The organism is Oceanispirochaeta sp. (assembly GCF_027859075.1).
GTDB lineage: Bacteria > Spirochaetota > Spirochaetia > DSM-2461 > DSM-2461 > Oceanispirochaeta.
The window spans coordinates 1-13,509 of the sequence record NZ_JAQIBL010000168.1 but is presented as its reverse complement, the minus strand read 5'-3'; the positions used below and the strand labels follow the sequence as shown (position 1 = coordinate 13,509).

At 47.3% G+C, this 13,509-nt stretch carries 11 protein-coding genes; 5 read left to right on the top strand and 6 right to left on the bottom strand.

The features are described 5' to 3' along the window. Window positions 1–201: 201 nt before the first annotated feature. The 5 genes from PF479_RS09365 (at window position 202) to PF479_RS09345 (ending at window position 7,362) form a co-directional block, all read left to right on the top strand. The gene (locus PF479_RS09365) at window positions 202–498 is read left to right on the top strand and encodes a metal-sensitive transcriptional regulator (RefSeq protein WP_298005398.1); all 297 of its coding nucleotides are present in this window, start codon (window positions 202–204) and stop codon (window positions 496–498) included. A 17-nt stretch (window positions 499–515) separates the two neighbouring features. After that, window positions 516–3,032 (top strand): heavy metal translocating P-type ATPase, encoded by a 2,517-nt coding sequence (locus PF479_RS09360; protein WP_298005396.1) that lies wholly within the window; start codon window positions 516–518, stop codon window positions 3,030–3,032. Between the two features lie 199 nt (window positions 3,033–3,231). Next, window positions 3,232–4,362, top strand: a complete 1,131-nt coding sequence (locus PF479_RS09355) for a diguanylate cyclase (protein ID WP_298005393.1) — start codon at window positions 3,232–3,234, stop codon at window positions 4,360–4,362. A 131-nt stretch (window positions 4,363–4,493) separates the two neighbouring features. After that, window positions 4,494–6,992 (top strand): Cache 3/Cache 2 fusion domain-containing protein, encoded by a 2,499-nt coding sequence (locus PF479_RS09350; RefSeq protein WP_298005390.1) that lies wholly within the window; start codon window positions 4,494–4,496, stop codon window positions 6,990–6,992. Between the two features lie 115 nt (window positions 6,993–7,107). Continuing rightward, on the top strand, window positions 7,108–7,362 hold the full coding sequence (locus PF479_RS09345; protein ID WP_298005387.1) for a hypothetical protein: 255 nt from the start codon (window positions 7,108–7,110) through the stop codon (window positions 7,360–7,362). Between the two features lie 5 nt (window positions 7,363–7,367). Here PF479_RS09345 and PF479_RS09340 read toward each other — a convergent pair whose 3' ends face one another. The 6 genes from PF479_RS09340 to PF479_RS09315 all read right to left on the bottom strand — a co-directional run bounded on the left by PF479_RS09340 (window position 7,368) and on the right by PF479_RS09315 (window position 13,423). Then, the gene (locus tag PF479_RS09340; RefSeq protein WP_298005384.1) at window positions 7,368–7,979 is read right to left on the bottom strand and encodes a hypothetical protein; all 612 of its coding nucleotides are present in this window, start codon (window positions 7,977–7,979) and stop codon (window positions 7,368–7,370) included. A gap of 109 nt (window positions 7,980–8,088) precedes the next feature. Further along, on the bottom strand, window positions 8,089–9,324 hold the full coding sequence (locus PF479_RS09335) for an aldo/keto reductase (protein ID WP_298005382.1): 1,236 nt from the start codon (window positions 9,322–9,324) through the stop codon (window positions 8,089–8,091). Between the two features lie 29 nt (window positions 9,325–9,353). Next, window positions 9,354–9,926: a (d)CMP kinase gene (cmk, locus tag PF479_RS09330; protein WP_298005379.1), complete on the bottom strand. Its 573-nt coding sequence runs from the start codon at window positions 9,924–9,926 to the stop codon at window positions 9,354–9,356. Continuing rightward, window positions 9,916–10,782, bottom strand: a complete 867-nt coding sequence (locus PF479_RS09325) for a YicC/YloC family endoribonuclease (RefSeq protein ID WP_298005376.1) — start codon at window positions 10,780–10,782, stop codon at window positions 9,916–9,918. Before PF479_RS09325 ends, cmk begins: the two co-directional genes overlap by 11 nt. After that, window positions 10,779–12,230 (bottom strand): UDP-N-acetylmuramate--L-alanine ligase, encoded by a 1,452-nt coding sequence (gene murC, locus PF479_RS09320; protein WP_298005373.1) that lies wholly within the window; start codon window positions 12,228–12,230, stop codon window positions 10,779–10,781. The genes PF479_RS09325 and murC overlap by 4 nt, the downstream gene beginning before the upstream one ends. Before the next feature lie 77 nt (window positions 12,231–12,307). Beyond that, window positions 12,308–13,423 carry a TolC family protein gene (locus PF479_RS09315; RefSeq protein ID WP_298005370.1) on the bottom strand — a complete coding sequence of 372 codons (1,116 nt, stop codon included), beginning with the start codon at window positions 13,421–13,423 and terminating at the stop codon, window positions 12,308–12,310. Window positions 13,424–13,509 lie beyond the last annotated feature (86 nt).

Sequence of the window (13,509 nt, the reverse complement as noted above, 5' to 3'; positions counted from 1 at the left end):
ACCAAGGCTGTAAACCAGCGTTGGTAGAGCAAAGTGTCCTGCGTTATTCCCTTCAGCCTTGGTAGAGCACAGTTTCCCGCGTCACCCTTCGGCCTTCTTAGAGCAAACCTCCCTCCCCTTTTTAATCCCGTCCATCACTTCAAGTTAACCTTGACATAAATTCTATTATGTACGAGACTATACTATAGGGGGGTATCCTATATGACAAAGACTAAAGAAGTACGCAAGGCCCATCATCCTTACGAGACCAAGCAGGCCATGGTGAGCCGGATGAACAGGATTGAAGGGCAGATCAGAGGGATTACCCGGATGATCGATGAAGATGTGTACTGTGACGATATCCTCCACCAGTTTATGAGTGTGGAATCGGCGATTACCGGGGTGAAGAAGACCCTGCTGGAGGCTCATATGAAGGGCTGCATTGTCCATCAGATTCAGGACGGCAGCTTAGAAGCGGTGGACGAACTCCTGGGGACCATCGGCAAAATGCTGAAATAGGGAGAAAGGATTTATATATGGAAATTATTCAGTTAAATATAAAAGGCATGACTTGCGCTTCCTGTGTGGCTCATGTTGAAAAGGGAATATTGAAAACCGGAGGCATCGACAGGGCCGCGGTGAATCTGGCGACAGAAAAGGCCAGCGTGAGCTATGACCCGGAGCAGGCAGACGTACAAAGTATCATCCAGAGTGTCATCGATGCGGGGTATGAGGCCAGCCTTCCTCAGGAAGAAGAAAACGGGGCCGAGGAAGAGAGGAAGAAGAAGGAGCTGAAACTGCTGAGGCTGCATACGATTGTGGCCGCCATGCTGAGTGCGCCCCTGGTACTGGCCATGGTGGGCATGCTCTTTAAAATTGAAGCCCTCCACTTCCTGCATCAACCCTGGCTGCAGCTGGCCCTGGCCACACCGGTACAGTTCTGGATCGGATTCCGCTTTTACAAAGGAGCCTGGAAGTCCCTGAAAGCGGGAAGCCCCGGCATGGATGTGCTGGTGGCTCTGGGAACCTCTTCGGCCTATTTTTACAGTATTTACAACGGTTTTTTTGCAAACACAGGCAGTGCTCCGGAACTGTATTTTGAGGCGTCGGCCATCATCATAACCCTGGTGCTATTAGGGAAATATATGGAAGCCGGAGCCAAGGGCAAGACCTCTGAGGCCATCAAGAAGCTGATGGGTCTGCAACCCAAGACGGCCCGGGTGGAACGCAGCGGAGAGATCCTGGACCTTCCCATCAGCGATGTGGTTCCCGGAGACATTGTTGTCATCAGACCCGGGGAGAGGATTCCCGTGGATGGCCCGATCCTGGAGGGAACCACTGCGGTGGATGAAAGCATGATCACCGGGGAGAGCATGCCTGTGGAGAAGAATCCGGGAGACCGGGTGGTGAGCGGAACCATCAACAGCTACGGCTCTGTCCGTTTCAGGGCGGAGCATGTGGGCAGCGATTCTGTGCTGGCCCGGATTATCTCCATCGTGGAAGAGGCTCAGGGTTCAAAGGCTCCCATTCAGAAGCTGGCCGACAAGGTGGCTTCCATCTTTGTTCCTGTAGTTCTCGGTATCGCCGCTCTCACCTTTCTGATCTGGTGGCTGGTCTTTGCTTCCGTGAGCAGCGGTTTGATTGCCGCTGTAGCGGTACTGGTGATCGCCTGTCCCTGCGCTCTGGGTCTGGCCACTCCGACGGCCATCATGGTGGGAACGGGAGTCGGTGCCGGACGGGGTATCCTTATCAAGAATGGGGAAATTCTCCAGGCCGCAGGGAAACTGACGGCGATTGTTCTGGATAAGACAGGGACCATCACAAGGGGCAAACCCGAGATGAAGGAGCTGATCCCCCTGGTAGATGACATGCCCCCCGACGAGCTGCTGAGACTGGCGGCCAGTCTGGAGGACAATTCCGAGCATCCACTGGCTCAGTCGGTTGTGACGGCAGCCCGGGAGGCCGGGTTGGAATTGAAAAAAACAGAGAGTTTTTCCGCGGTTCCCGGTAAGGGAATCAGGGCGTCCCTGGAGGGAAAAGACTATCTGATCGGCAAGGAAGAGTTCATCAGGTCAGAGGGGTGTTCTCTGGACGGAATAAACGACCGGAAAGCGGCGTTGGAAGCACAGGGCAGCACGGTTGTTATCCTGGCTGACAGCACGAGAGCTCTGGCAATGATCGCCCTGGCCGACAGGATCAAGGAACATTCCGCCGAGGGCGTGAGGATGCTGAAGGATCTGGGTCTGGAAGTGTATATGATCACCGGGGACAACCAGAGAACTGCCGAGGCTATCGCCGCAGAATCGGGAGTGGATCATGTGCTGGCGGGAATACTTCCCGAGGGCAAGGCGGAAGAGGTAAAGAAACTTCAGAAAGCCGGCCATGTTGTAGCCATGGTGGGAGACGGGGTGAATGACGCCCCGGCTCTGGCGACCGCCGATACGGGCATCGCCATGGGAGAGGGATCTGATATCGCCATGGAATCCTCTGATATCACCCTGATGCGGGGTGACCTGAGAGAGATCGCCGCGGCCATCCGGCTCTCCCGCAAGACCATGGGGAAGATCCGGCAGAACCTGTTCTGGGCCTTCTTCTATAACGCCATCGGCATCCCCTTTGCGGCCCTGGGCTTCTTGAATCCCATCATCGCGGGAGCGGCCATGGCCTTCAGTTCGGTTTCAGTGGTGACCAACTCGCTGAGTCTGAAGAACTTTAAAATGGATACTTCCGGTAAGGCTGCTGCGGTCACCGCAGAGGGAGCTGCCGGTCGAGATAAAAACACAAGCAAGGCCCCTAAGGCCTTGAACATAAAATCACTAAAGCACTTTAGGGCTTTAGTAGTACAAGGAGAGACTATGGATGTAGTATTAAAAGTGGACGGCATGACCTGTAACCACTGCAAGATGTCAGTTGAAAAGGCTGCAGGATCTGTTGATTCTGTCACTTCCGCGGTTGTGGATCTGGATAAGAAAGAAGTGGCTCTGTCACTGGCCGGGGATAAACTGGAAGATGTGAAGGCTGCCATAACGGCAGCCGGATATACTCCCCTTTAAGGTTCTTATAACTGAATATAAAAGAGCAGCTCCCGTGGCTGCTCTTTTTTATGATGTAGTTTGACTCCCCGTCAGGCTTTTCGGTGATGATTAGATCATTTCCAGAGTTTAAAAAAATAGTATAAATAAATGACCATCTTTTTATGAATACCTGAATTGTATATTGTAATTCATAAATATAAATGAGAAAACTACTGATATGAATTCTGAACCTGAAAGTAAAAGCCTGGCCACTCCGGAACTATTTTATTTCTTAAATCAGAATGACGGCTTTTATAAATGGAAAATGGAAGAGAATCCACTCCAGTATAAAACGATGATCATTGTGGGTTCCATCACCATGTGCCTTTTCGGCCTGCTGGATATTTTATACCTGCAGGATCCCTGGCGCTCTGAATTTTTGAAAATTACATTTCTCGGCATCGGCCCCTTCCTCATCATCACAGCTCTGATTTATAAATACGACAATACCAGCTGGTTTTGCCCGCTCTCCATCTTTCTGACTCTAGTCGTTTCTGCTCTGGCTTGTGTCAAACTTGTGAACCTGGCAGAGAGTGCCGGTATCGGCCCGATTTATCCCGTATTGATGGTTATAGTCTTGTTTAGTTTTTTTCTGAGCGGCCTGCATTATTTTTTGTCCATGATTATTTCTTTGACAATACTGATTGCCTATTGTGTCGCCAATTTTGATCAATTTTGTTCCACCATTGGGTTTCCCCCGGAAATTGTATTCCTGTCTCTCAGTATTCTGGCATCCCTGATAGGAAGCATCAGTATGGAGCGCTCCTTGAGGAAGCGGTTTCTACAATCCGAAGAGTTGAGTTACTTTGCCGATAGAGATTCTCTGACAGGCCTCTTTAACCGCCGGTATTTTTTCAATTTTGCAGGGAAGATCTGGAAACAGTGCCTCCGAGATCAATTGCCCCTGACAATTATGATAGCCGATGTGGATTTTTTCAAAAAATATAATGACTACTACGGCCATGTCCAGGGTGATAAATGCCTCCTCGCCCTCTCCGGAACATTTGAATCTGCCATGAAAAGGCCTTTTGACCTGGTTTCCCGCTTTGGGGGAGAGGAATTTATTTTTCTATGGTTCAATACAGATTCAAATTACATAGAAAAAGTGATGGAAGAGATAAGACGGGATGTTGAATCCCTGAAGATTGAGCATGCTGATTCCAAAATCAATTCCTATGTCACCATCAGTGCCGGACTAGCAAGCTGCATTCCCAGTGAAACGACATCCATAAAGGATCTGGTGCAGAATGCTGATGCCTCCTTGTACAAGGCCAAAACCCAGGGCAGAAACAGATGCGTTTATCAATAAGATCCTTCCCCATTGAGGTATTATATACTAAGTTTTCTCCCCTCTTTAATAAAAACAATGCAAGACGAACCATTTCATTTATTATGAATAAATGTTAAAATAAGCATACGTTCAGAACAACTGAGGGCAACATGAACAAAATCTCATTCCGTCTCTTTTTCCTCATTATGAGTATCATCCTAATTCTAATTCCGGCAATTATATCAGGTTTTTATAATATTAGAAAAACAGTTATTTTTGTTAATGAATCTCAAATTATCGAATTGGAAGATCAGTTGGAACTTTTTGTTAATCAGATTCAGTTAAACAATGATTTTATACCGCTACTTCTGGAAAATGATTATAAATTATTCGAAGAAAAATACAGCAATCTCAAAAGCCAATCTGTGGATTCTTATCAACGACTTGTTGACAGTTTGAGTGCAGAAACAGAATCAGTGTTTACTGTTTTTACACCTGATAATACAGGTCTAGGGAGAATTGCAACATCTATCGATGATTCCAGCGGGAATAAAATAATTGGAACTTATATTAAACCGGATACTGAAGTCTATCGGACAACCATGTCTGGAAAAACCTACTATGGAAAGGCATATATTCAGGGAATATCCTACCTGACCATATACACTCCCCTAACAGACAACGACAGAAACGTTTCTACTGTTCTCTTTGCCGGCATTCCCATTAATCAATATTTCAAACCTCTCTTAGATAAAATTTCAAAATCGGTTATTGGAGAAGAAGGATATTTTTATATTCTGGATTCAAAAGGAAACTATATCCTTTCAAAAAACAGACTGAGCGACGGAAAGAATATATATGATTTGAAGGATGCCCAGGGTAATAGTTTTATCAAAGATATGATAGACAATGCCATCCTGAATGAGGGCGAGAAAGACAGAATCCAGTATTTGTATCAAAATGACGGAGAAGTCGGCGAGACTAAAAGGATCGCCGTATACTCTTACCTGGAGGATTTTGACTGGGTGATTGGTGCCAGCGACCATGCAGACAGGGCTTTAAATATTATCAATGAATCGGTTAAAGTCATCATTATTATTTCAATATTATCAATCATGCTGGGCATGTTTCTCTCGTTAATTATTTCTGAAATTATTTTAAGATCATTTGGCATTGTCAGCGATCAAATACTGAAAATCTCGGATGGGAATTTATTCGTAGAGAATCATAATGTGAGATTCAAAGAGCTGTATCATCTGGAAAAGATGATAAATATTAAATTAAAACCAAACCTTCAGGACCTTGTTATTTCCATGGAAAAAGGCTCACTACAGTCAATCACCATGTCTGATGTGCTTAGATTCAATATTCTGCAGACCATTGACTCTTTAAAACATGTGGACAGTTCAACATCAGACATTACTGAACAATCTATAATTCTCAGCCGGATGATGCAGGAATCTCAGAATTCCACAAATTCAATAATCGGTTCAGTTTCCATCTTGAAAGATAAAATGGATGAACAGAGCAGTTCTACAATAGAAATAACGGCATCCATAGAAGAAATGAGCACTTCTCTGCAGAATGTTTCCACTGTAGCAAAAGATAAACTTGCTAATGCCCTTGAATTAGCATCACTCGGTACTGATGGTAAACGATCTGTTGATACTACTCAGCGAGTCTTTAAACAGGTAAATGAAGATATTCAATCCATAAATGATATTCTGGATATTATTACCAACATATCTGATCAGATAAGCCTTCTAGCCATGAATGCCGCTATTGAAGCGGCCCATGCCGGTGAAAAAGGAAAAGGGTTTGCAATTGTCGCAGGAGAGATGAGAAAGCTTGCCAATTCCACTTCTAAAAACGGTAACAAGATAAAAGAAACAATAAAGGAAACCATTGATAAAATTCAATCTGCCAATTCTCAGAGTTCTGAAACAGTTTCTATAATTGATAATGTAGTTCAGGGAATAACATCCTTTACCAATGCTTTTCAGGAAATAGTGGACAGCACTGCCGAAGTATCTGTTGGAAGCACACAGATTCTGGAGGGAGCCAATCTCTTAGGTGAGATAAACAGTCAAACTGTAATTGAAAGCCAGAATATTGATAATGCAGTTATCGAATTATCAAAGGCAATTAATTATACCAGTGATAGTTCTCAGAAAAATAAAGATATTGCCCAACATTTGAATTCATCAATTCAAGAGGTTATACTCGCTCAGAATGAAATGATAACTTTAGGAGAGCTGAATAAGAATGTAGGAGAAGAACTTAAAGATATTTTAAAATCTTTTACTTACAATTCAGATCTTCAGAATCAGGCATCAATTATAGATATGATCAGAGCCCACCAAATCTGGGTAGAGCGGATTCAGAATCATATGGAAGGGAATAATAAAATTGATACTGCTAAAATCGGAGATCACCATTCCTGTTCCCTGGGGCATTGGCTTGACAGTCATAGCAATGAGTTTAAGGATCAAAATGAAAAATATATAATCCTGATGGAAAAACATGAGATGCTCCATAAAAATGTGTCTGATATAATTTTAAATGACCTTAATCACACGGATTATGATACAAAGTTTATTTCCTTAAAAAACCTGTCCCATGATGTGATTAATAGACTTTTGGCCCTTTTAGGGTATTTGGGTAACTGAATCTTCAGTAAAAATAAATAGTTTTACTGAAACTGTATTTATCTATATTTCGTTCACACTTTATTCATACCTTTTCTCTATTATTAAGGCATCACTGAATTTATAGAGGTGCGATATGCATGGATTTAATAACTGTTTTTACGGCGGTTCTTTTGGTTTCGAACATTTTCAATACGGAGGTTATATAATGATGGGAATTGGTTTGCTTTTGGTTCTGGGTTTTGCCTATTTAATATTTAAAAAAGGGCCCCACCTTCCCTCGTCAGTCGGCGGTGAAACTCCCATGGAGATCCTTCAGAAACGCTATATCAATGGCGAGATAAGCAAGGAAGAATTTATCGAGAAAACCGAGATTCTGAATAAGAAGTAGGGAATTTACAGATGCAGTGTCATTCCCAGGGTGAGGGAAAGGGTGTGGAGATCATTATAGGTGTACTGATCATTATCATCGGTACCCTCTGCACCCCCGCCCAGGAATCTCAGATTCAAAAAACTGGATGACCAGCTGTTCAAAGAGGTGCCGCCTCTGAGAGAGAGGTCATAGATGTATCCGGTAAAAGGATAATCTGCTCCATTAAAGCCTTTATTGCTGGCGTAAAAGCCGTCACCCTCAAACATGACAAAGAGACTGTTGTGCCAGCGGTATCCGGTCCTCAGCTTGAGGATGGGAACAGGACCGATATTATCCTGGACACTTCCATTAGAATTGAGAGATGTTCTGAAAACTATGGAGGCATTTCTGATTTGAAATGAAATTCCTGGACTCAGGAAAAACCCCTCTGTATTATCAATAAGATCGTAGAGGTAGGAAAATCGCCAGAAGTCGAAGGAATACACCAGATCCAGAAATCCATCGGCCGGGTTATAGTCTGTTGAACCATATCGGAATTCTTCGTCTATGGGTGCCTGGGTCAGGAGAGTCAGGGGCTGGTACAGAAAGACGGCATGATGCCGTTCAAACAGACTGAGGTCAGCCTGAATTTTCATAATCAATCCCTCCTATAAGGACCATCGAACCTACTAATAACTTTATAATCTTTAAATTCAATAAAATCAAAGAGACCATCAGGCAGGGAAAATTCTAATTTCAGGGAACTTAGCCAGATTTCTGAGGGTTGACTGTTTTTCGGGGCAAGAGGGTCCGCCCAACAGAGGCCAGCATTCTGACTCCTGGCCCCTCCAGATCCTTTTGAACCTGTTTAAAAACATTTCTCACCGGGATGTTCTGGGGACACTTGCTCTCGCACTGACCGCAATTGATGCAGCTGCTGGTCCAGTGAGCCTTGCCATCCGCGGTTTGAACCCCCAGATAGGAGAGATGATAAAACCTGGATTCCATTTTGGAAAACATATGAAAGTTGTTCAGATTCTTGAAGGCGGCGGGGATATCGATGCCCGCCGGACAGGGCATGCAGTAGGCGCATCCGGTGCATCCCACCTGAAGGAGCTGGTTATACCTGTCCCGGACTCCGGCCACAATGCTTATATCATCATCCGTCATTCCCTCGGGGAGAGATTCATCGGCTATTCTGATATTTTCGATAATGTGTTCGTCCCGATTCATCCCCGAGAGGATCATGGTGACTGCCGGGTGGTTGTATATCCAACGGAAAGCCCAGTCGGCGGGACTCCTCCGGATTTCCGCGATGTCGTAGATTTTCTGCACTTCATCGGGAATCTTGCCAACCAGAGAACCGCCCCTCAGTGGCTCCATGATGATGACCCCCATCCCTTTGCTGTGGGCATAGTCCAGGCCTTCGATTCCCGCCTGAAAATGCTCGTCCAGGATGTTGTACTGAATCTGGGTAAAGTCCCAGTTGTACTCGTCGACGATCTTCATAAAGTCTTCTTTTCTTCCATGGAAGGAGAATCCCATATGCCTGACTTTCTTCTCTTTTCTGATTCTGTCCATAAAATCAATGACACCCAGATCCTTCATCTTTTCCCAGCTGCTTCCGTCCAGGGAATGAAGCAGGTAGTAGTCGATGGTATCAATCTGCAGCTTTGCAAGCTGTTTCTGGAAGATCTCTTCCATGGCTGAGGCTTTACTGATGATCATGCAGGGTAGTTTTGTAGCGACAAAGACCTTTTCCCGGTATCCGTCTTTGAGAATATGCTCCCCTAAAAAGCTTTCTGAGGCTCCCATATGATAAGGATAGGCTGTATCCAGGTAGTTCACCCCGTTATCGATGGCAAGGCGGATCTGGTGAACCGCCTTTTCCTTATCTATCAGGCTGGAGGCAGCTCCACCCACAAAGGTCGGCAGCCTCATACAGCCGTATCCGAGGACCGAAAGTTTATCTGATGATTTGGGCATGCTTCTGTATTGCATTTTATGTTTCCTTTTAATGACCAGACTGGTCAATCCTGTCTTTCTTGTTTTAAATCGTCCTTTTTTTTCCCGACAACAACCTTGGCTGCCGCTTCGATGATGTCAGCCACCTGATGCTGATTGAGACGGTTCGTGTTGATAACCAGGTCGGCAAAGGCATAGTCATCGGTATCAATTTCGTATAATTTCTTATACCGGGCATGATCCCGTTCGTCCCGGGCATGGGTTTCCACCATCCGCTGTTCGAAGACTCCCCCTTCCCTTTCATAAATACGGAAGGCTCTGGTTTCAGGGCTGGCCGTGAGGAACACCTTCAGGTCGGCCTCTTTGAGCATCCAGATGGCCAGACGGGAGCCCAGGACGGATGAGTCTTCCATGGCCAGTTTGACCTGATTTTCATCCACAAAATAATCCCATTGGGGATCTTCTTCGGCCATCTCACAAAGTTTGATGAAATCGATGCCCCTGTCTTTGGCTATGTTGTGAAAGGTGTAGTTCACAAGTTTCAGATGCATCCGCTCCGACAGAATGGTGCTCACCGTCGAGTTCCCGCATCCGCTGCGTCCTGAGATGGCGATTCTAAATGGTTTTTTATTCAACATTTTTAAGCTGCTCCCTTACCTTTTCCAGTGAATCCTTCATGTCGACAACGAGCCTTCCTATTTCAACAAGGGTGTTTTTAGAGCCGATGGTATTTACCTCCCGGTTGATCTCCTGACAGAGGAAATCCAATTTTTTTCCGACCGGTTCTGATGAGGCGGCACTGTTTCTGAAGCCTTCCAGGTGGGTCGCCAGCCTCTGAAGTTCTTCGTTGATGTCAAAACGGACGACTTGGATGGCGATCTCGGCGAGGATGCGGCTTTCGTCGGCCTTACCCTGCACGATTTCTTCAAACTTCTCTTTCAGGTTATTAGTGATCTGCTCCTGCATGCGGGGGGCATGAGTTGTGACCTGGTTCACACAGTCTTCCATGAAACTGATCTGCCCCAGGATGTCTTTCTCTGTCGATATTCCCTCTGTTTGACGAGAGAGTATCAACTGCTTCAGGACGTCCTTAAACAGGGGTTCGATCAATCCATACAGTTCGTCCAGGTTCCGGGTTTTATCTGTCTTGATGATTCCTTCCATATTCAGGATGTGGCTCAGAGAGATATCCCCGCCGATCCCGGCGAGGGACTGGATTTCACGAAGGGTGTCGGCATAGGCCTTGACGGCGGTTTTATCCACTGTCAGGGACAGGTCTTCCTCCAGTTCTTTCATCTTGAGATATACTTCGACCCGGCCTCTTCTGAGGCTGCTGCTGACGAGGGCCCGAATCTGACCTTCCAGGGGAGACAGGGGATTGGGAAGGTTCAGAATAAGATCCAGGTAACGGTTGTTGTAGGATTTAATCTCCAGGGAGAAGCGGACCTTGTCGTTCTGAAATTCCTTGTAGCCGTAGCCGGTCATACTGATCATGATGGTGTCTCCTTTAGACGCGCGTAAACACTCCGTCCCAGCTGCCAGTTGTCACCGGCACCCATGGTCACGAAGAGATCTCCCTCTTTCAGGGATTCATTGAGATAGGGAAGCGCCTCGGCGGGCTCTTCAAAATAGAGAACCTGTTTATGCTGCTCACAGGTCTTGTTAAAAAGATCACGGCCGCTGATCCGTCCGTTGAAATGTTCCCGGGCGGAAGCATAGATCTTATGAAGGATCACTTCGTCCGCTGCTCCGAAGGAAGAGGCAAAATCATCCAGCAGGGCGGCGGTACGGGAATAGGTATGAGACATAAAATCCACAACGATGCGCCTTCCGGGGTAAAAATCCCGGATGCCTTCCAGGGTTTTTCTGACAGCCGAGGGATGATGACCATAGTCGTCCATGATCAGGATTCCCCGGGCTTCCCCCACAATCTCGGAGCGTCTGCGGCTTCCGGTAAAGTGATAGATCCCCTCTTCCAGAGCCTTCAGAAAAGGCGGGGTTTTTTCTGAGCCCCCCCCCTGGGAGCGATACTGATCGAGAACCAGCAGGAGGGCGGCGGCGGCATCCTGAATGACATGATCCCCGGGAATCCGGAGTCTAAAAAGGGCTTCAATGCCCTCTATTGTAAATTGGTTTTCACCGCTTGTGTCCGGTTTTAATTTAGTGATTTTCCCCTCTCCGGACAGTTGAAACCCATAGGGGATCATCCTGATATCGGGACGCAGGGCAGCCATTCTCAGGGCTGTTCTGAAAGCACCCGGATCGTCATGGCAGTAGATCAGAGAGCCCCCTTCGGGGAGGGTGGCTATAAACTCGCAAAAGGCGTTTTCTACGTCTGCTTCGTCTTTAAAATAATCCAGATGATCCGCTTCCACAGAGGTCAGAATCATTCGGTCTGGAGAAAAATACATAAAGTGCCGGCGGTATTCGCAGGTCTCGGCCAGGAAAAAATCATTGCCCTGGACCAGGGTGGACCGGTTTCCAAAGGCGGGAACGGCGCTTCCGACCAGCACGGTTCCGGCAAGACCCAGGGACTGCACCAGTGTTCCGCACAGGGCGGTTGTGGTTGTTTTCCCATGGACCCCCGCGACGGCCGCTGCAGAGTGTTCCCGGGAGAGCAGTCCCAAAGCCTCCGGATAGAGCAGGAGGGGGATGTTCCGTTCTTCCAGAAGAGCAACTTCGGGATGATCCGTCCCATAGGCTGCCGACCGGACCGCAAAATCAAGATTCCCGGGGATGTTGTCGGGAGAAAAGCCCTTGAAAAAGGGAATTCCGCAATCTTGAAGGACCTTGTCGGTATAAAACTCTTCTTCCACATCCGAGCCGGAGACACGGAGCCCCCGGGACTGGAAAATTTCGGCCAGAGCGGCCATACCGGTCCCTTTGATGCCGACCATATAGACATTCTGACCTGAACGAAGGGAGAAGGACTGTTCTATCATAATCAAGATCATATAATAGTTTCAGCCGGGGAGGCAAGCGAGGGCTGGAAGGGTCTTGAATAGACTGGCTCCGGTCTCTACAGGTATAGGAGAAGATCCCTCCAGGCCAGGAATTCCCCGGCGAGCATGTCAAAATAATTGACCCGGGCCTGTTCAAAGAGCAGACGGGCATCCTCGGATTCTGCGGAGGAATAGTCTCCCGCTTTTTGAAGGAACTGTGCCTCTTCATAAAGCTCTTCGGACTGCTCCATTTCCAGTTCTGCCAGGACCCGGTTCTGTTCCGTATTTTCCAGGGTGATCAGAACCTGCTGCAGATTCAGCTGACTCTCCCTCTCCGCCTGCTGTGCTTCCAGCAGGGCCAGAGTCAGGATCTTCCGATTCTCATCCCTCTCTTTCCCCTGCCAGTCATCCAGAGAGAAGACCATCTGAATACTGGCCTCCCAGCCTGGACCGCTCGTGTTGAGAGCATCAGAGCTGGAGGGCAGATTGATATTTCCGGCCAGATTCAGAGTCGGATCGAACATCCATGTATCCGAGAGTTTTTCCCGGGAACTTTCCACACTCTTATAGGATGAGGTTACCTCGTAAACCTGGGATGGATTGGCAGCTTCAGGAGTCAGAGAGGACTTCAGTGCCTCCATCTCGCTTCGGAGTATCTCGGAAGAGATGATCCCGACCCCGGCAGCATCGAGGCTGGTACCCAGGGTCTGAAGGAGTTCAGACTCTCCCGACCGGAGCAGAGTCTGCTGTTTCGACAGGGTAGTTCTGGCTTCGGTCCAGGCCACCAGATCGTCCCGGACATCATCCAGTGTCGACTCTCCCGCTTCATAGCGGACCTTCTGATCCCGGTAGACCGTTTCTTTTACGGCGACGATCTCTTCCTGAACCGACAGCTGCTGCCGGGCGCTCATCCAGTTCAATGCCGCCGAAAGAGCATGATTCTCCGTCAAGACTGCCGTCTCTTCGGCCAGAAGCAGGGCTTTTTCATAATTAATGCTCAACTGCTCCCGACTGTCCGAATGGTACAGGGGTGAAAAAGTCAGGCCCAGTTTCCCGCTGCTATCATCATTGAGAGCCCCGTTCAGCCCCAGCTGGTCAAACAAGGGCAGGTCTATCGACGCCGTGGCGGCCCATTCCTCCTCTTCGGCGACACTGGAGCTCAGAGAGAAGCTTGTTTCATCCAGTTTGATCACACCATCGAGCTGATTCCGGGCAGAGAGAACATCCAGGAAAACCCTTTAATAATCAATGCTGTTTTCAAGAGCATAATCCTTGATGC

Excerpts from the sequence above, each read along its gene's own strand:
- murC (WP_298005373.1), bottom strand. The coding sequence starts at position 12,230 with ATGATAGAACAGTCCTTCTCCCTTCGTTCAGGTCAGAATGTCTATATG.
- PF479_RS09350 (WP_298005390.1), top strand. The coding sequence starts at position 4,494 with ATGAACAAAATCTCATTCCGTCTCTTTTTCCTCATTATGAGTATCATC.
- PF479_RS09360 (WP_298005396.1), top strand. The coding sequence starts at position 516 with ATGGAAATTATTCAGTTAAATATAAAAGGCATGACTTGCGCTTCCTGT.
- cmk (WP_298005379.1), bottom strand. The coding sequence starts at position 9,926 with ATGTTGAATAAAAAACCATTTAGAATCGCCATCTCAGGACGCAGCGGA.
- PF479_RS09345 (WP_298005387.1), top strand. The coding sequence starts at position 7,108 with ATGCATGGATTTAATAACTGTTTTTACGGCGGTTCTTTTGGTTTCGAA.
- PF479_RS09355 (WP_298005393.1), top strand. The coding sequence starts at position 3,232 with ATGAATTCTGAACCTGAAAGTAAAAGCCTGGCCACTCCGGAACTATTT.
- PF479_RS09335 (WP_298005382.1), bottom strand. The coding sequence starts at position 9,324 with ATGCAATACAGAAGCATGCCCAAATCATCAGATAAACTTTCGGTCCTC.
- PF479_RS09340 (WP_298005384.1), bottom strand. The coding sequence starts at position 7,979 with ATGAAAATTCAGGCTGACCTCAGTCTGTTTGAACGGCATCATGCCGTC.
- PF479_RS09325 (WP_298005376.1), bottom strand. The coding sequence starts at position 10,782 with ATGATCAGTATGACCGGCTACGGCTACAAGGAATTTCAGAACGACAAG.
- PF479_RS09365 (WP_298005398.1), top strand. The coding sequence starts at position 202 with ATGACAAAGACTAAAGAAGTACGCAAGGCCCATCATCCTTACGAGACC.